The sequence below is a fragment of the Okeania sp. SIO2F5 genome, assembly GCF_010692685.1.
GTDB classification, from domain to species: domain Bacteria; phylum Cyanobacteriota; class Cyanobacteriia; order Cyanobacteriales; family Microcoleaceae; genus Okeania; species Okeania hirsuta.
This window is the reverse complement of record NZ_JAAHGU010000037.1, coordinates 39,514-56,808: the sequence shown is the minus strand read 5'-3', so window position 1 is coordinate 56,808 and position 17,295 is coordinate 39,514. Positions and strand designations below refer to the sequence as shown.

The window sequence follows — 17,295 nt, the reverse complement described above, 5'->3', positions numbered from 1 at the left end:
GTAAACAATTTCAAGCTATAAACTGTAAATTATCAATACCATTACAGACATCCTTAAAACTTTAAGGTTTAGCGATCGCCTAATTTATGAAAAATACAGCTCATACAGTTACTTTTATATTACATTGCAAATATCTATGTAACATGTAAAGATGCCAGCGCTCATTGCTATAACCTCTATACTGGTGACCAATCTTGGGGTTGTTTCAGGTGGCGGACATTCTTCCAGATAGAGTTTTGTAGCTTCTTTGAGATTCGCTAAAGCTTCTTCTATTGTTTTACCTTGGTCAACTGTGCCGACTTCTGGACATTCAGCTATGTACATATCATCTTCCTTATAAAGGATAGCAGTAAAGCTTTTAGTTTTCATCGTATATAATTTTTTCTAGATAATTGGAATTATTTCCAAAATCTAGTCTACCTAAAATGATTGATTGTAGCAACCTTTTTTATAGCGATCGCTTGATTCTGGTGCTAAAATAAATCAGTCAGTTAACGGGTATAATTATGAATATAAAAGTAGTATTAGAAGCAAGTGAAGAAGGTGGATATACCGTTTACGTTCCATCATTGTCCGGTTGTATTAGTGAAGGAGAAACTATTGAGGAGGCACTGACTAATATTCAAGAAGCTATAGAACTTTACCTTGAACCCATTGAAAAAATAGAGCGATAATGCTCCGAACCACTAGCGCTCACGCTCTTGTTTGATAGTTGAGAAATGGGGAGCGATCGCTCCTGCCATCTTTATGCTAATTGAAAAGTTTGTTCTATATTTTTAGGTTGTGGAAGGCTTTTACCTTCTTGCTGATATTCTTCAACTAACAGCTCTAATACTTCGCAAGCATTTTGCATTGCTTCTTCATAAGAATTTCCGTGGGTATGAAATTTTTGAGAAGGAAATTCTGGTAGATGAACCAGATAGCAGTTATCTTCATCCGACCAAAAAATGACGACTGTATAGGGTAATTTCATTCTTCTGACTCCTGTTGTTCGATGGTTTTTAACATTTCCAATTTGCGATTAACTTCTTTTTCTATATAAAGTTTTGCGTCCTCTCCATCTCCACCTGCAATAGTAATAGGTTGGGTTGGAAGTAAAGGATGAACCCATCTAGTGTGACTGCCTTTTGCCGAACGATAAATAAATCCTGCCTTGCGTAGCATACTTTTTAGTTCCCTAATTTTTTTTGGCATGGATGGACGGAGAAATCATGTTTAAGGATAGATTCTTTTATTAAAGCATAAAAACTAAATTTTTCAAATGAGGTTCAAACTTTAGATTGGATAGAAAATCCGACAATTGCAAGTTGTGTTATGATAATAGTCATTAGTCTCAATTCTTATCAAGGTGATATCATGTTTGTCAAAGGTATAAAACGAGGAAGAAATATCGAAATTTTTGAGGATATAAACATTCCTGATGGTCAAGAGATTTTGATTACCATTGAAACAAGGGGGAGTTTCTGGAAAAGTCTCAATAGCTTTCGTCAAGAACTTGATACTGAAGGAATATGGCTCGAACCAGAAGTTTTTGAGGGAGTTCGAGACTTATCATCTGGTAGAGAAGTAATTTTATGAGTTTACGTTTTTTGCTCGATACTAATGTTCTATCGGAACCAACACGCCAACACCCGCACCCAAATGTTATGGCAAAGCTACAACAACACGAAGGAGAAATTGCTACTTCAACTACGGTGTGGCACGAACTTCTGTTTGGTTGCAGTCGCCTTCCCAATTCTAGGAAACGCAGGTTTTTAGAAAGATATTTGAATGAGATAGTTCGTTCTACTATTCCGATTCTACCTTATGATGTTAACGTTGCAACATGGCACGCCCTTGAAAGATCTAGATTGACGAGTATTGGCAAAACTCCTGCTTTTGCTGATGGTCAAATTGCAGCAGTTGCTAAAGTTAATGGTTTGATTCTGGTGACGAATAATGTGTCAGATTATCAGGATTTCTTGGAGGTTACAGTTGTCAATTGGTTTGTTACATGAATATTGCGATAATGCTCCGCACCGCTTGCGCGACCGCTCCTAAAATATAGTATGATATTGGTAAGATTCGAGCTGTCGAATCACTATAAATTCTAATTCTCGGAATTGTATTATGGAAACAATAAGTTTTAGTCTGAATTCTGAAAAAAGAAAGGCCATTGACAAAATTGCTTCTTTATTGGAACGCTCTCGTTCTGAGATTCTTAATGATGCAGTTGATGCTTATTTGCAAGTGCAGCAGTGGCAGTTAGACCACATTAAAGAAGGTTTACGTCAGGCAGATGCAGGTGAGTTTGCTAGCGATGAAGAAGTTGCTGCTGCTTTCGCTAGGTGGCGACAATGAAGATAGTTTGGACTCGTCTTGCCTTAAATGATATCAACTCTGCTTACGAATATATTGTGACTAATAACCAAGATGCTGCCCTAGATACTATCGAAAGAATTGAAGAAGCAATAAATAGGCTGCTTCAGTATCCTCAGATGGGAAGAGTAGGACAGATATCTGGTACGAGAGAATTAGTTATTAGTCGCACGCCGTTTATTGTGCCTTACCGAGTTAGGGATGATACCTTGGAGATTTTAGGTGTGATTCATGCTGCCAGGCAGTGGCCAGAGCGTTTTTAAACTTTGCTGATGAGGGAAGCGATCGCTCTTGTCTAAGAATTGGGAGATGAGTTAGCGAAGCATTTAGAGAAAAATATAGTCTCCAAATGCTTCACATTTTCTATATCAGGATGTACCTTCCTGTTTTTTCTTAGCTAAAGCTTCTTTGATTTTTTTCTCCGCCTCTTCTTTTTCTTCTGGAGTTAACGGTCTTGATTCTGGGGTAACGTTAATTCGTGCTTTTTTAATGGAGTTAATAGACTCAAGTAGTTCGCTGAGTGTGAGTTCTTCTTTTCCTTGACGTGCTGCTCTCATCGCTGCATCTATAACAGCATTTTTGATATCTCTCCCGCAAACATCTTCAACCTGAGCTAGTTTTTCTAGGGAGACATCTTCTGCTTGAGGTAGCTCTTTGACAAGGTGTCTTTGCCAGATTTCACGACGACAAGTTTCATCTGGCATGGGGAAGTATATGTTTCTCACCCGCGTCTCAAATGCTTTGTCATAATTTTCTACAAGATTTGTGGAAAAAATGACTACTCCGCGAAATCTCTCTAAGCAAATAAGTAACTGACTCCGCATAGAGTTAATAGCTTGCTCCGATCCTTGGGTGACATTGGTGAGTCGTTTGGAAAGTAAGGAGTCAGCTTCATCTATAAATAACAGAGCATTTTGTTGTTCTGCTGCCAGAAAAATTGCCTCGACGTTTTTGGGTCCCTCACCGTGGTACATACTCTCAATTTGAGCATAGCTGGCAACTAAAATCGGACGGTTGATTTTAGAAGCTATGGCGTGTGCTGCTAGAGTTTTTCCTGTTCCTGGTTTACCATGAAAGTTTAGTGCTGTACGAGGAAAAGGTTCAATTTTACGCAAACCCCACTTGTCGAAAACTTGAGATTCTAAGCGAATTAAGTCAACAGCTAACAGGAGGTCTTCTCTGACTTTTTCAGGGATGACTAACTGCTCAAAAGTAAATAGGGGTTGTTGAGCTTTGTACCTTTTAGTAGGTTTTTCTGGGGATAAGTCGCGGTCTGATTTTTTCTGGATAGAATTTTGTCCGTTTTGGGAACTGTCTTTTTCAAGTGCAGTACCAACTGTTATTTTGATATCCTCAATACCAGTTTCATCAAGTAGCTTATTGACTGCCAGGGAAAACCTAGACCGACAAACTGCTGCTATATCTTCTGGCACACTATCAGGAATACCCTGTATGCGAATATCGCGAGGTGGGTTCATTTCTTGGATAGTTATTAGTCGTTGGCTGTTTTAAGTCCAGATTACAAGTTTTTTACCGTGATGAGCTTTGCGTAATTCAGAGTCAATGTCGTCAGATTTATAAGCTATAGATTCTTTAACATTGTAATCACTGTCTAAACCTACTGCAATGATTTTATGTTGCCCGTTTGCAAGTCTCTCTTTCAAAGTAGCACGAATTTCACGATTTCTTGCCTGAGTTCTAAACCAGTCAATAATAGTAGATACAACCAGGAAAGCAGTGTGAATTAATCGCAAACCAGCAATTATTAAATAAATAGCAGCAGTAATAGCAGCAATGGTAATTGGGTCCATCTTGTTTTTACTCCACAATAATTAAATTTTCGTTATCAAAAGCATCCTCTAGTTCTGCGTCCAACTTTTTTGCCACTAGCTGGCGACCATAGGGTATTCCATCTGGGCGATCGATTATTTCATTATTACTATCCAAAAACATTTGTGCCAAGAGTTGACCTTGGGAATGAGTTTGGCGTAAAAGATCTCCTTTTTTCACCCTTGGATCGGACGGTCGATCTGTAATAAAATACTTAATTGCATCTTCATAGGTCATAACTGGTATGACTTCTCTTGTTTCCCCTAAGTCTTTGAAGCAATTACTCAAAAATTGCCAATTAATCCTTGGATGAAATTCATTAAAACTAGATTTATTAGACTTCAAGTTCACATAAATTAAGTTTTTATTCCCAAAACTTCTGTTTAGTTGACCATCTAATTTTATAGCTACTAACTGACGACCATAGTGTGTTCCGTCAGAACGATGAACAAGCTGATTATTTGTGTCTAAAAAAACCTGTCCTAAGAGTTTTCCTTCAAGTATTTATTGACGAATAATTACTCCTTTTGTCACACTATAATGAGATGGGATATCGCTCTGGAAATAATGAATAGCCTCGGCATAGGTCATCATTGCCTGAACTTCTGGTACTTCTGAGATTTGTGATATCCATTCTTGAAACTGAGCTAATATTTGCTCTTCTTCTTGGGGATTTATTTGTTTATTTACCTCAGAATAGTCTTTAGAAAACCAGTTTAAAATCATTGCATAATTCCTGTGTTTAATGCTTGGAATTAACTACAAATCCTCAATACAGGATTCCGAAATTTTCTATTCCTTAATATAATATTTTATTTCTACATCTTCTATTAAGTCACATACATCTCTATTTTGTCAACTTCAAAAAATGTGATTTCGTGGTAAAAAGCAATTTTTTCAGAACTAATTTAGTGTTAAAAAGTGTTATTTAATTCTTCAAGTGAGAAAAAGTGTGATAAATTTAAACTATGCGAAACTAAACTACCAATCTACCTGTAGCTATGGACATTGAGACTTTAGTAGAATTAGCGGACAATTTAGTATTTACCGAAACTGGACAAAATTTAGATTCTCTGCAAAAGGAAGTTTTAAAAGGTACTTTAAATGGTAAAAAATACCCTCAAATAGCTAATGATTGTCAACGCCATCCCGATCGTATCAAGCAGGTAGGTACAAAATTATGGAAACTTCTGTCAGATATTTTAGGAAAAAATATCAAAAAATCTAATGCTCGTTCCATATTAGAAAAATTCCACTTTTCACATATTTCAAATACAGGTGATGACTGGGTAAATATTAATAGTAATCATATAAATATCTGTGGAGAAAACAGACAATCTCCCATCCCTAAAAACAAATCTTCCCCCACTCCCACTGACCAAAATAAAAACAACACAAACCCAGAAAATAATTATGATTTATCTGAAGCTCCAGATTTATATTGGATGTGCGATCGCCACACTGAACTTACCACTCTCAAACAATGGATACTACAAAACCACACCCGCATCATCACCATATTAGGATTAGCTGGCATCGGTAAAAGTGTACTTGCCCTACAATTAATTCCACAAATAAAAGATAAATTTGATTATATAATCTGGCGCAATATTGATAACTACCCCACTTTAGAATCTCTGGAAACAAGCATTATTAATTTTTGATCTCCACCTGATTCTTCTTCCCAAAAAACAGCAGATTTTTCTCCTGCCAAAACTACCAATAATCAATTAATAAATTACCTCCGTAAATATCGTTGCTTACTAATTTTTGATAACCTACAAGAAATTTTTGCCAGCGGAGAATTAGCAGGCACTTACCTGCCAGACCATGAAAATTATGGCAAACTTTTTAAACAAATAGCCACATCATCCCACCAAAGTTGTTTATTACTCCTGAGTCAGGAAGAGCCAAAAATAGAGCTAGGAAATCATTACTGTCATACTTTAAAAATTCATGGTTTTTTGGAGGCGTGCAAAATGCTTTTACAAGAGAGAAATTTAACAGATGAAGATCAATGGTTAGAGTTGATTAATCTCTATGGTGGAAATCCTTTATGGTTAAATATAATTGCCGATGCTATTGAAGATTTATGTGATGCAAGTGTAGCTCAATTCCTATCTTGCTCAACCTTATATTTAGGAGATTTAGAACCAATATTAGAGAGAATTTTTCAGCGTTTATCAGAGTTGGAAAAACAAGTAATATTTTGGATAGCTAATCAAGAAACAACAGTTGATATTTCTATTACTCCCGCAGATTTTCCACACTCCCACTCAGATTTATGGAAAGGAATACAATCATTAAAAAGACGTTGTTTAGTAGAAAAAGTGATGGAAGCTGAAGGTTCGTTTTTTACTATTCAACCTGTTGTTAAATCTTTTGGCAAAATGTTACAGCGCTACGCGCTAGGGAACAGGGAACAGGGAACAGGGAATAGCACACTGTAAAAGGGTTTTCGGTGCAGAAACGCTCCGCGAACAAAATCGGGACTTACGCAAATAAACTACATATAGTATATAAAAACTATAGCAATATGGTATATATAGTGTTTTTATTGGAATAATGCGTAAGTCCTGAAGATTTAAAAATGTCCTAATCAATCCTTGTAGTGCTACATTAGCATCGGAGCAATAAATCAAGAGAGGGCGAATGGCATTTGCTAACGTAGAGCTGCCACTAACGCCCCTACATAGGTGTTTTTAAGGTGAATTTGCGTAAGTCCTGTTAATATAAACTATACTTTTCTTGCTATAACTTTTAACTTAATTAAAATGACAGTTACCACAAAACAACTAATTCAATGGAAACAGAAAGGTCGTCCCATAGTAGCTTTAACAGCTTATGATTATGCGATCGCTCAAATTTTAGACCAAGCAGGAGTAGATTTAATTTTGGTGGGAGATTCTCTGGCAATGGTAGCATTAGGCTATGATACAACTCTACCAGTTACTCTTGATGAAATGATTCATCATGCTAAAGCAGTGCGACGAGGTGTTAAGCAAGCTTTAATAGTGGTAGATTTACCATTTTTAACTTATCAAGAAAGTATTCAACAAGCTATACATTCTGCAGGGAGAATACTCAAAGAAACAGGCGCTCAAGCTGTGAAATTAGAAGGTGGAAATGAAGCGATCGCTCAAACGATAAGTAAATTAACATCAGTAGGTATTCCGGTTATGGGTCATATTGGTCTAACCCCCCAATCTGTACATCAATTTGGAGGTTATCGCAAACAAGGTAAAACTCCCGATGCTAGGGCGCGTATTTTAGCAGAAGCTGTCGCTGTGGAAGAAGCTGGTGCTTTTGCCATGATTTTAGAACATATTGGAGTAGACTTAGCTAAAGAGATTACTGAAAAAGTTTCTATTCCTACTATTGGTATTGGTGCAGGTGTCTATTGTGATGGTCAGGTATTAGTTATTAATGATGTTTTAGGCATTTCTGATTGGCAGCCACCTTTTGCTAAATCTTATGCTAACTTGCGAGAAAATATTACTCAAGCAGTTAAGGAATATAGTTTGGAAGTTAAGGAAAGAAAATTTCCTCAACCACCATCTTGATAAGTCAATACTTCTGATATAGTGAAAACTGCATTAGTTTAAAAATTTCCTAGTTAGATATATATACAAGTGTCATGGAACAGGAAAAACACCAGAAATTCCTCAAACATCTAGAAAAAGCATTGTTTGAAAAAGATTCTCATAATTCGTGGGCATTAACTTATGAGGAAGAAGTAGCAGCAGTTAACTATCAAGCACCAGAGCTATTGGCAGAAACAGCTTTAAAGCTTAAAGCTTCTGGTAATTATCTTGATGTTGGATGCGGTACAGGTTTAGTAGGCGAAGTCATTATCCGCCGTCAGAAAGAAAATTTATATATTGATGGCTGCGATATATCTCAAGAAATGTTGAAAGTTGCAGAGCAGAAAGGTATTTATAGAATGCTCACTTGCTGTAATATTTTTGAAATGCCTTATCCAGACTCTAGCTATGATATTGTGATTTCAGCAGGTGTGTTTGTTAGTAATGAAGATAATCGAAAATCAGGCTCTGCTAATTCTCAAGCTTTACCCAATATTATCAGAGTTTTGAAGCCTTCTGGTTATTGTGTATTTTCTGTAAGTGCTCGTGTATGGGAAAGTGATAGTAGAGATTATGAAAGAGTTATTTCTCAGCTACCAGCAAATCTGATTCAAAAGCTTGAACAACCATATCACGATGCTACACCTAAAATGTTTAATATTGTCCTGCAAAAGACAATATGTTAAATACCATATAAAGCGTTTTGTCTGTATTATACCTGAACCTCCCCTTTGACAAAAGGGTACAATGTATGTTGTACAAGAGATACGTTGGATTTTTCATCTACATTTACTGGGTACAATCTTGTAGGAATTCTGGCGTTGCTGAGTCTAGGGATGAATCTTTGCAGAAAAGGTAAATCTCATCTTTTACTTCCTATTTCTCTAAAACTATACTTCATCCCGCAAATATGCAACGCCTTCCATCCTAAACGTAAAAAATCCATAATGCGATCGCATGAAAAACATCTTGGTTGTTCAATTTTGTGAGATGTTTCCCAAGCAACAGCAATTTGATGGTATGCTTAGATTTCCATGTTTGATAATTTCCGAATATAACTACATAAATTTAAAGTTCATAGTTTTATCCTACTCAACCGGAAAATTAGGTCAAGAGTAGTTATGAATTTTCGGCAGCAAAAGAAAAGATAAAAATGTTTTCTCTGATAAATTTCTCCCTGTTCCCTATTCCCTGGCGCGTAGCTATTATACTAAGCGTGAAAAAAGAATGTTACAAATAGTTTTGCTCCTTATAGATGTGAAATAATTTCGGTTAAATTACTGTAGTGTCAAAGTTTTGAGTCCTAAAAATATTGCTTTTGACTTTTGAGTTTTGAGTTTTGACTTCTGTGAAAGGGTATTAGTTCAATTTTAAAGCACTCACAGGTACTTCATCCCAAGATTCAACGGTTCGCAGTATAGCTTTCCATCCTTGTTCCTTTTGAGTCTCAGTTAAATTATTTTGAAAAGACTCATGGCATTCTTGGGCCTGTTGTCGATCGCCACAAGCAATACAAGAGTAGATAATACCAGATGGATCTATCTGTTCATTTACCCAAATAGTCATGGTTAATAGCCTCATTAAAAGTTAACAAAATTATAAACTCATTACACAAAGAAAATTCTGAACTCTAGAGAATTCAGAATTTTCAGTTGGCACTAAATTTTTAATATTAAATGGGATTAAATTCAACCTGAATCTTATCTTTTCTTTTGCGGGTTTAATATCAAATCCGTTTTATTGGACATAAAAAAATTCTCCAATTGTCATAACTACGCTCATCTTTGTAATTCTCTCTCATCCTGACTCGGTCCTCCTGACTTCCCCTCCACCGGAGGGGCGGGGGTGGGTACTTAACCATTCTATAACTGTTTAACGGGATTTGATATAATACCCCACCGTCAACAGGGGTGCTTAAAATTGTTTGGGGTTTGAATCCATAAGTAATTTTCTCTTCTGCCTTCTGCCTTCTGCCTTCTTCAAAATTGCTGTCCAGATGCTAAACTCTTGAGAGAATTGCCAGTAACACGGCATATACGCCATTCATCTAAAATTGATGCACCAATACGTTGATAAAATCCAATCGCTGGTTTATTCCAATCTAAAACACTCCACTCTAAACGTCCACAGTTTCGAGATACTGCTAACTGTGCTACATAACTGACCAGTTGTTTTCCAATACCCCGTCCTCGATACTCCGGTAAAACAAATAAATCCTCTATATAAATTCCCGGTTGAGTGAGAAAAGTTGAGTAGTTATGAAAGAAGAGAGAAAAACCTACAGGTTGGCCAGCAAATTCAGCAATAATCGCTTCAGCGTAGGGATGATCGCTAAATAAATGAGCTTTTAAGGAGGCAGCGCTACCTGTAACAGCATGGGATAATTTTTCATACTCAGCTAGCGCCTTAATTAACTCAAATATTACAGGTACATCTGCTGGCCTAGCACTACGCAATTTTACTTCATTTAAAGACATAATTTAATCGCTATTACAGCTATTACATTTTATTAAAATCGATTTAACCATTCTTTCAAACGTTCAGCTACTTGAGGACGACGCAATTTCCGCATGGCCTTAGCTTGAATTTGCCTGACTCGCTCCCGGGAGAGATTAATCATGCGACTCACTTCATCTAAAGTATGAGGTTCTCCTGTGAGCAAACCATACCGGAGAGTGATGACATCTTGTTCGCGATCATTCAATACATGATTTAAGACTTCCAAGATATCCTGGCGCATCATCATGTCATTCATTTGCGCTTCGGGAGTGCTATTTTCATTATCTTCTAAGAAGTCTAGCAGTTCGCTATTTTCGTCAGTACCTAAACGATGATTTAGAGAAAGAGTTTTCCGGCGAATTTGCTGGAGGTTACGCAGTTGTTGGTGAGAAATTTCTAGTGCTTGAGTAATTTCGGTATCACTGGGGATACGATTTAGCTTCCGTCGTAAGTCGCGGTAAACTCGTTTAAGTTTGTTAATCTGTTCAACTACATGAACTGGTAAACGAATAGTACGTCCTTGATTAGCAATAGTGCGAGTTATTCCTTGACGAATCCACCAATAGGCATAGGTAGAAAATTTGTAACCTTTCTCTGGGTCAAATTTTTCTGTGGCACGGTTTAGTCCTAATGCTCCTTCTTGAATCAAGTCTAGAAAGGGTACTCCTCGGTTTAGATAGCGTTTGGCTATGGAAACTACTAGACGGAGGTTGGAGCTAATCATTCGGCGTTTGGCGGCACGACACTTATGTAAGCGATGAGATAGTTGTGCTTCTGTTAAACCTGCTGCTGCTGCTACTTCAGCTTTTGTAGGTATTCGCCCTAAGTCATTTGCTAGTTTTTCTGGCAGTTGTTCAAAGATAACTAATTCTTGGATCAGCCTTGCTAATTCTACTTCTTCTTTTTGGCTGAGAAGAGGATAGCGAGACATTTGCTTAAATAATGCTCCTACTGCATCATCTATGTCTTGTGCATTTTCTGATAATGAGAGAGTTACAGCCTGTATATTCATACTAGAGTCCTCCTGATATTGATCTTCTTCATGTAGTGATTCGGCAATCATCAAACTCATTTGTTGCATTTGAGTTGCCATTTCTGGTTTATTATCTGGTTTATTAGTGGGAGCTGGAAATTCGACTTTATGCTGACCTGAATTCTCTGTTAGTAGAATTTTCATGGTGTTTTTTCCTATTATATAGTTTTTTGACTGTAAATGGTTGATGAAGCGTAGAGGGAGTGTTGTTTTATACTGTTACTCCTTTATCATTACTTAACAATAAACTCAATATTAAAGTTTTTTGTAAAGTAGAAATAGTACCATATTTCATGCTTTATGTCAATGAATAGCTAAGAGCGATCGCAAATCTCTATTTAGACCGGACTTCCTAAGATTTATAGCAGGGAACAGTGGGAAAAACATTTTCCTTGATTCGGATTGTCATCTGCACAAGCCCTAACCTACCTGTATATTCCTATATCTACAAGAGTTTATATACCTAATAATTACTTAACATTAAGTTATCTGTTTCTGTACTGATAACAATATACATTTCAAAGCTTTAGTATTTAATTAGCTGTATTAATCAATACAAAGCAGCTAGTTTATTTCTAATCTTATTTAATAATAATTAAAATAACTCTAATTATAATAATTTGTAACAAGATTGACTGCTTCTTCAAATTATGTATGCTGTATTTATTCAATTAAATTAGAAGGCGATGCGATCGCAATTAGATTAAATAATTAAGTAGTCAAGTCAAACTTTTTTTATTACTTAAGTATATTTTTTGTTCCGTCTTTTTGTAGCCATTCCCTTCCTTGGAACCATAACTGATGTGGAGTAGCAGCGCTGTTTTCTGATATCAAAAATCAAATGAGTAGAGAGCGATCGCGAATTTTACGCTATACTATAAGCAATATAATTAAATTTTAGCAATAAATCTCTGGACTTGTATTATCTAGTTTTATTGGTGTAGACAATTAGCTACAATAATATTTCTTTACTATAAGTAGGACTGACGCAAATTGATCTTTGAAGCAGCATCTGTAGGGACGCCATTCGGAGCTTTGCGGAGCGCAAATGGCATTCGCACTAGCTATCTCTAGATTCCCTGTTTAAGTCCTGTATAAATGACTATTTAACTTGTTGGAGTAGTCGTGGAACAAAAAATTGAGAGCATTGGTACAGTTATTATTGGAGGTGTTAGTCGTACTGGTAAGTCTCGATTCGCTAATCTCGTTTTTCAGCAAACCCGATGTACTGTTGTGCATTTAGACTCATTTTTAAATGCTGTTCGCAATAACTATCCTGCTCCCATACTTACTCCTAGAGAGAAGGAGATATGTAAAGATTATTGTGATACGGTATTGGTGAAAGCTCTTCGTAATATGGGTCAGGACTGATGCAAATTGATCTTTGAAGCAGCATCTGTAGGGGCGGCATTCGGAGCTTTGCGGAGCGCAAATGGCATTCGCACTAGCTATCTGTAGAGTCCCTGCGTAAGTCCTGATGGGTAAAGAATTTAACTACCTTTGCGTTTATGAGTCTTCATTCATCTCACATAAACTTATTATTCAACGTCTTTGGTATATCAAACCCATTACTTTATTTTTGGGATATCTAAATACCGATCCTGAACGCAAACTTCACGAAATTCACAAAGCAGCACTTGACGATCCTTACTGTTGGTCTCATCAAATGGAAGATTTAGAATTACTAAGAACTGTGCAAAGTTTTATTTCATTGAGTCAAGTCATCGAAAGAGACTGTGTTCGATATGGTTTTCCATTCTTTGATGTTTCAGATAATTGCCATGAAACTGTAGAGCTAGCTCTTATTCATATATTGACTTGTATTACATCATCATAAAGCTAATCTCAATTTAGAATCAAGTGTGAAATAGTTTTAAATTAAAGTTTGGCTCCTCATACAATTTTATTTTGACTGGAAAACAGAACTTCTTTCTTCAGTATTAATACCTTATTTTTTTAAGCTATAGTCTCTGTGTTATGGCAATTTTCATATTGGTGAGGTACGCGCATTCGTTTGTTTTAGGGAGTAGGGAGTAGGGAGTAGGGAGTAGTAATTCGAGAAACAGGGGATAGAAAAAAGAAAAACAACTGTATCTCACGCTTTTTGAGAAACGGTATATACATAATTTAGATGAAAACTTTTATAATGTCATTTTGTTATGGATACTTCAGAATTATACTCTTGCTTTTCAGTTCCGTGAGGCGGTACTAGATGTACTAATTGAGTGCTAACATAGCAGCAAAATATAATCTTTAGTTTGGAAGATTTGAAGATGAGACTCAAAATCTTTTCTGCTATTTTAGTTTTAAGTACGGTTTGCCCTCTTGTTCCAGTGATTGCTGAGAATATCCAACATACACAAAAGTTATTATCTAGTAAACAATGTCCAAATTGTGAATTAAGTGGTGCTGGCCTGGTATTAGCAAATCTTCAAGGAGCTAATCTCAAAGGGGCTAACTTGAGTGGAGCTAATCTCAGTCGTGCTAATTTGACTGGGGCAGATTTAAGTGGTGCTAACTTGGCTGGTACAAGTTTATTTGGTGCTAATTTAACTGGGGCTAATTTAACTGGGGCAAATTTGGCTGGCACCGATTTGAGAAGTGCTTATTTAACTGGTGCTAATTTAACTGATGTTGACCTCAAAAATGCTTTTTTGTTGGGTGCTGTGGGAATGCCATCTAATGTTGGTGAAGCTGAAGATTTTTATCGGTTAGGAATTGCAGAAGCAAAGGCCGGACATTATAAAGATGCTGTTAGATATTATAATCAAGCTATTAATTTAAAGTCTGATTTAGCTGCTGCTTATTTTGCTAGAAGTATGGCTCTTGCAGACTTGGGAAATCTTGATGCTGCACTTGCAGATGCTGAAAAATCTCGCGAAATTTTTATTTCTAAAGGTAGTAAAGAGGGTGAAGAATTATCACAATATTTGGTTGAAGTTATTGACCTACGTTTGAATCCTCCTGAACCAAAAAAGCCTAATCAATTTGTACACGCTATTGGTTCTTTACTTCCTTCTTTATTAAGGTTGGCATTTTAAGCCAGAAAAGTTAGTCTGGTTCAATAATGAATAATTACTTATCCTGAAAAAGAGGAGTGGGAAATAATGATGTTATATTGCTAGTTCAACAATTAATCATTAATAATTACATCAATATATTCGGTAAATTGTTAATTATTTAACTGATGTAGTCATTAATTTAGGTAAATTCATGGGAACATTATTAGGTTTTGATACAAGGCGATCGCAAAATTTAAAATCCTCTTAATAGCAATATTTTGAGTAATATAGACAGTTATAAAGGATTCTTTAGCATCGAGTCAATATAAACTACAACTATATAAACCCCTCTTGATATTTATTTTGTGCCCTTGCTTTGTTAATAACGTTTTAATTTTGTATTTATTTGTAAAAGTATCCGGAATACCAATTTAGATTGGTGTATTTAAACTTGAAAATAAATAATTGTTGTCAGACCCGAGTGGTTAAGTTTTATTCCAAAAAGTGAATGACAACAACCAATCCAATAAGTCGGACATAAGTATTCTTAAGTAGTAGAGGGGTAATAAAACAATGAATTTAAAATTAAAAGGTGCGTTCAAATTTCTATTTGCTGGTGTAGGTGGTGCTGTTTTAGCAACTCTTATTCCTTTGATTTGGAATCTTTTTTCTGACGTAGATCAACAAAGCAACTCTAATAGTTTTTCTTCACAAAAGAACCAAATTGAAATTAGAGGAAATGAAAATTCTGGTATTACTCAGACTAAAGCATCAACCGAAGACAATAGCTCAAAATATGATGCAAAAAACAATAATCTAAAGATAGAAGGAGAAAGCAATATAGGTATATTTCAAGGCACTGTAGATCAAAGCCCAAGATATGAAGATGTAGATATATTACAAGGTAGTTCTCCAGAAAATTTTATACCACTCCATAGCTCTCAGGATGAAAGCACAGCAACCCAAAGCTTAAAGCTTTTGGAAAAACTATTATCGGGTGAACAAATAGAGCCAGATGAGGCTTTTGGCGAAATTTTTTCTATTCAAACTCCTATTAAATCTGGTACAGCAGTTGAAATTTTAGAAAATCCTGCAAAATCTAATTTAACAAACTCTGATTCATCTTTTGAAAAGGCAAAAAACATATTTTTAAAAATGGCTAAAGTCAAAGTTTTAGAGGGACCGGAAAAAGGTATAATTGGTTGGGTTTCAGTTTCTACATTGGCTACAGAGTCAAGATTGATATCTGAATAGTAAAGGCACTTAGTTCAGTTATTATTTCATTTCTGAGTTTTTACTAACTCAATATTTATTAAAACTTACAGAATTTTCGTTTAATTTAACCACAGTAGGGACGTTTTATGGAACGTCCCTTTAAAATTTTTGCTTTTACCCTAGGCTCAATTTTGCTGAAAATTACTATCAGGTAAACTGTTACATCTTAATTTGCTTTTATGCCTAAGTAAAAATCAAAAATTTCAATAATTAAATTCATAATTTTCAGTTAAACAAGATGGTAAAGTTTTGCATTTACTGGCGTAATTTTAATATGTATTTTGATAATCAAAATTTGTTGTTGTTTGATAATCAAAATTTGTTGTTGTATAAACAGGGTTGTTGTATAAACAGGGAAATTTAAGCATAATGTTATTTAATTAACCCCTTCCTGGTAAAAAACTGCCACTGAGTTTTTTAATGGCCCGGTTAGCAATATCTGCATAACGCAATTCTCCACAAAGAATTTTACTCATTACTTCGGTAGCTGCAGGTAATTTAACTCCCATTTTATAAGCTACTTTGGGAAACCTATAAAATGCTCCTGCTAGACGACCTGCCCAAACCATATCTGCACCCCATTCTTCATTTATTACCTGAGTGTATTGCTTTAGAGCATCTCCATCGCCTCCCAAAGCTTTATCTATAGCTTCAGCAGCTTTGACACCACTGAAAATTGAGGGGCGAATTCCTTCGGCAGATAAGGGGTCTAATATACTTGCTGCTTCTCCTGCTAATACTGCATTTTCTGTGTGGAGATTTTTATCTCCATCCCATAGAGAAATAGGATGTTCTAATAATTCATTTTGATTTGCACTTAAACCAATTTTTTGTGCATATTCCATCAAATCTTTGGATAAATTTTTGGGTTCCCCACCTCTAAAAGTAGCAATATTAATTGAGCAAGAATCTGCTTTCGGGAAACTCCAGATATTGCCGTTTTTAACTGAGCCAAATTCAAAATTAACTTGTTGATTTTGGTCTTTTAATGCTGCTTCAAAAACCAAACTTTGTCGTTTTTTTGATTCTTTGAAACCCAACCATTTAGCCATTGGGCCTTTTGCTCCATCAGCGGCAATTAAATAACGACCTGTAACAGGTTCTCCGTTTGTTTTAACTTCCCAATGATCGCTTTTAAATTCAATACCTGTAACTTCTGTTTGATCTCTTAATTCTGCACCTTCTCCTTGAGCTTTTTGGATGAGGAAATGATCGAAAATATCCCGTTTGACCATCCACATTGCAGAAGGTAAATCTGCTTCTACGGGATCTTCTAATTTCCATGTATAGCGAATTTTCTTGACCTTGAGAGAAATTGCTGGAGTGAAATCAAAGTCAAACCACTCAGCGATGGCTGGAGATACCCCACCACCACAAGCTTTTTTTCTAGGTAAAGATTCTTTTTCTATGACTAAAACAGAACGTCCTTTTTTAGCCAAATGATAAGCTGCTGTCCCTCCTGCTGGGCCTGATCCTACGATTATACAATCAAACATTTCTTCAATTCTTCAATATTGAGGTTTTTTATGATTTTTGAGGATGGGAAAATACTTATTGAGCAGGGGTAGTTTCTATAGAAAAGTTATTTACTTGCTTAAACCATCTATAGAACCTCCCCCCTGCAAAAATCACAGAGTTCCCATTTTACCTATGATTTTCTAAGATACTTGATTTTACATATCTTGTCGATATATAGGTTTTTTAACTCTTGATT

At 35.9% G+C, this 17,295-nt stretch carries 24 protein-coding genes; 13 read left to right on the top strand and 11 right to left on the bottom strand.

The genetic code is table 11. From position 1 onward, the window contains the following. Positions 1 to 114: 114 nt before the first annotated feature. Positions 115 to 324: a type II toxin-antitoxin system HicB family antitoxin gene (locus F6K27_RS14595; RefSeq protein WP_287276855.1), complete on the bottom strand. Its 210-nt coding sequence runs from the start codon at positions 322 to 324 to the stop codon at positions 115 to 117. Between the two features lie 182 nt (positions 325 to 506). On the opposite strand from F6K27_RS14595, the gene F6K27_RS14590 reads away from it, so the two are divergent. Further along, positions 507 to 674 (top strand): type II toxin-antitoxin system HicB family antitoxin, encoded by a 168-nt coding sequence (locus F6K27_RS14590; protein WP_287276853.1) that lies wholly within the window; start codon positions 507 to 509, stop codon positions 672 to 674. A gap of 71 nt (positions 675 to 745) precedes the next feature. Here the strand turns inward: F6K27_RS14590 and F6K27_RS14585 are convergent, their stop codons facing one another. Beyond that, on the bottom strand, positions 746 to 973 hold the full coding sequence (locus F6K27_RS14585) for a type II toxin-antitoxin system HicB family antitoxin (RefSeq protein WP_287276852.1): 228 nt from the start codon (positions 971 to 973) through the stop codon (positions 746 to 748). After that, entirely contained in the window at positions 970 to 1,194 is a 225-nt protein-coding gene (locus tag F6K27_RS14580; protein ID WP_287276850.1) for a type II toxin-antitoxin system HicA family toxin, read from the bottom strand. The genes F6K27_RS14585 and F6K27_RS14580 overlap by 4 nt, the downstream gene beginning before the upstream one ends. Positions 1,195 to 1,314: 120 nt before the next feature. Between F6K27_RS14580 and F6K27_RS14575 the strand changes: the two genes are divergently transcribed. The 4 genes from F6K27_RS14575 to F6K27_RS14560 all read left to right on the top strand — a co-directional run bounded on the left by F6K27_RS14575 (position 1,315) and on the right by F6K27_RS14560 (position 2,621). Next, positions 1,315 to 1,578 carry a hypothetical protein gene (locus F6K27_RS14575; RefSeq protein ID WP_287276848.1) on the top strand — a complete coding sequence of 88 codons (264 nt, stop codon included), beginning with the start codon at positions 1,315 to 1,317 and terminating at the stop codon, positions 1,576 to 1,578. Further along, complete coding sequence (locus F6K27_RS14570) at positions 1,575 to 1,997, top strand: type II toxin-antitoxin system VapC family toxin (protein ID WP_287276846.1); 423 nt, start codon at positions 1,575 to 1,577, stop codon at positions 1,995 to 1,997. Before F6K27_RS14575 ends, F6K27_RS14570 begins: the two co-directional genes overlap by 4 nt. A gap of 112 nt (positions 1,998 to 2,109) precedes the next feature. After that, positions 2,110 to 2,340 (top strand): CopG family ribbon-helix-helix protein, encoded by a 231-nt coding sequence (locus F6K27_RS14565; protein WP_287276845.1) that lies wholly within the window; start codon positions 2,110 to 2,112, stop codon positions 2,338 to 2,340. Further along, entirely contained in the window at positions 2,337 to 2,621 is a 285-nt protein-coding gene (locus F6K27_RS14560; RefSeq protein ID WP_287276843.1) for a type II toxin-antitoxin system RelE/ParE family toxin, read from the top strand. Before F6K27_RS14565 ends, F6K27_RS14560 begins: the two co-directional genes overlap by 4 nt. Before the next feature lie 105 nt (positions 2,622 to 2,726). On the opposite strand, the gene F6K27_RS14555 is transcribed toward F6K27_RS14560, so the two are convergent. The 4 genes from F6K27_RS14555 to F6K27_RS14540 all read right to left on the bottom strand — a co-directional run bounded on the left by F6K27_RS14555 (position 2,727) and on the right by F6K27_RS14540 (position 4,914). Beyond that, complete coding sequence (locus F6K27_RS14555) at positions 2,727 to 3,836, bottom strand: ATP-binding protein (protein ID WP_287276841.1); 1,110 nt, start codon at positions 3,834 to 3,836, stop codon at positions 2,727 to 2,729. Between the two features lie 30 nt (positions 3,837 to 3,866). Further along, entirely contained in the window at positions 3,867 to 4,169 is a 303-nt protein-coding gene (locus F6K27_RS14550; RefSeq protein WP_287276822.1) for a hypothetical protein, read from the bottom strand. Positions 4,170 to 4,176: 7 nt separating this feature from the next. Continuing rightward, positions 4,177 to 4,539 (bottom strand): hypothetical protein, encoded by a 363-nt coding sequence (locus tag F6K27_RS14545; RefSeq protein WP_287276820.1) that lies wholly within the window; start codon positions 4,537 to 4,539, stop codon positions 4,177 to 4,179. Positions 4,540 to 4,692: 153 nt separating this feature from the next. Further along, positions 4,693 to 4,914, bottom strand: a complete 222-nt coding sequence (locus F6K27_RS14540) for a hypothetical protein (protein WP_287276819.1) — start codon at positions 4,912 to 4,914, stop codon at positions 4,693 to 4,695. Between the two features lie 275 nt (positions 4,915 to 5,189). Here F6K27_RS14540 and F6K27_RS14535 point away from each other — a divergent pair, with 275 nt between their 5' ends. The 4 genes from F6K27_RS14535 (at position 5,190) to F6K27_RS14520 (ending at position 8,458) form a co-directional block, all read left to right on the top strand. After that, positions 5,190 to 5,852, top strand: coding sequence for an NB-ARC domain-containing protein (locus tag F6K27_RS14535; RefSeq protein ID WP_287276818.1), 663 nt, complete (start codon positions 5,190 to 5,192; stop codon positions 5,850 to 5,852). Between the two features lie 315 nt (positions 5,853 to 6,167). Further along, the gene (locus F6K27_RS14530) at positions 6,168 to 6,638 is read left to right on the top strand and encodes a hypothetical protein (RefSeq protein WP_287244153.1); all 471 of its coding nucleotides are present in this window, start codon (positions 6,168 to 6,170) and stop codon (positions 6,636 to 6,638) included. A 324-nt stretch (positions 6,639 to 6,962) separates the two neighbouring features. Next, a complete protein-coding gene (gene panB, locus F6K27_RS14525) occupies positions 6,963 to 7,751 on the top strand; it encodes a 3-methyl-2-oxobutanoate hydroxymethyltransferase (RefSeq protein WP_287276817.1) in 789 nt (262 codons plus the stop codon). 74 nt (positions 7,752 to 7,825) lie between these two features. Continuing rightward, positions 7,826 to 8,458: a class I SAM-dependent methyltransferase gene (locus F6K27_RS14520; RefSeq protein WP_287276815.1), complete on the top strand. Its 633-nt coding sequence runs from the start codon at positions 7,826 to 7,828 to the stop codon at positions 8,456 to 8,458. Positions 8,459 to 9,131: 673 nt separating this feature from the next. Here F6K27_RS14520 and F6K27_RS14515 read toward each other — a convergent pair. The 3 genes from F6K27_RS14515 to F6K27_RS14505 all read right to left on the bottom strand — a co-directional run bounded on the left by F6K27_RS14515 (position 9,132) and on the right by F6K27_RS14505 (position 11,448). Continuing rightward, positions 9,132 to 9,338, bottom strand: a complete 207-nt coding sequence (locus F6K27_RS14515) for a glycogen debranching protein (protein ID WP_124143818.1) — start codon at positions 9,336 to 9,338, stop codon at positions 9,132 to 9,134. Positions 9,339 to 9,751: 413 nt separating this feature from the next. Further along, positions 9,752 to 10,249: a GNAT family N-acetyltransferase gene (locus tag F6K27_RS14510; RefSeq protein WP_124143817.1), complete on the bottom strand. Its 498-nt coding sequence runs from the start codon at positions 10,247 to 10,249 to the stop codon at positions 9,752 to 9,754. A 32-nt stretch (positions 10,250 to 10,281) separates the two neighbouring features. Continuing rightward, entirely contained in the window at positions 10,282 to 11,448 is a 1,167-nt protein-coding gene (locus tag F6K27_RS14505) for an RNA polymerase sigma factor, RpoD/SigA family (protein ID WP_353735987.1), read from the bottom strand. Positions 11,449 to 12,429: 981 nt separating this feature from the next. On the opposite strand from F6K27_RS14505, the gene F6K27_RS14500 reads away from it, so the two are divergent. From F6K27_RS14500 to F6K27_RS14485, 4 genes are all read left to right on the top strand, one after another. Further along, a complete protein-coding gene (locus F6K27_RS14500) occupies positions 12,430 to 12,675 on the top strand; it encodes a hypothetical protein (RefSeq protein WP_124143816.1) in 246 nt (81 codons plus the stop codon). Between the two features lie 106 nt (positions 12,676 to 12,781). After that, positions 12,782 to 13,141 (top strand): hypothetical protein, encoded by a 360-nt coding sequence (locus F6K27_RS14495; RefSeq protein ID WP_287276813.1) that lies wholly within the window; start codon positions 12,782 to 12,784, stop codon positions 13,139 to 13,141. A gap of 436 nt (positions 13,142 to 13,577) precedes the next feature. After that, the gene (locus F6K27_RS14490; protein ID WP_124143814.1) at positions 13,578 to 14,345 is read left to right on the top strand and encodes a pentapeptide repeat-containing protein; all 768 of its coding nucleotides are present in this window, start codon (positions 13,578 to 13,580) and stop codon (positions 14,343 to 14,345) included. 534 nt (positions 14,346 to 14,879) lie between these two features. Next, the gene (locus tag F6K27_RS14485; RefSeq protein WP_287276812.1) at positions 14,880 to 15,560 is read left to right on the top strand and encodes a hypothetical protein; all 681 of its coding nucleotides are present in this window, start codon (positions 14,880 to 14,882) and stop codon (positions 15,558 to 15,560) included. Positions 15,561 to 15,961: 401 nt separating this feature from the next. On the opposite strand, the gene F6K27_RS14480 is transcribed toward F6K27_RS14485, so the two are convergent. Beyond that, on the bottom strand, positions 15,962 to 17,077 hold the full coding sequence (locus F6K27_RS14480) for a geranylgeranyl reductase family protein (protein ID WP_287276809.1): 1,116 nt from the start codon (positions 17,075 to 17,077) through the stop codon (positions 15,962 to 15,964). Positions 17,078 to 17,295: the final 218 nt, after the last annotated feature.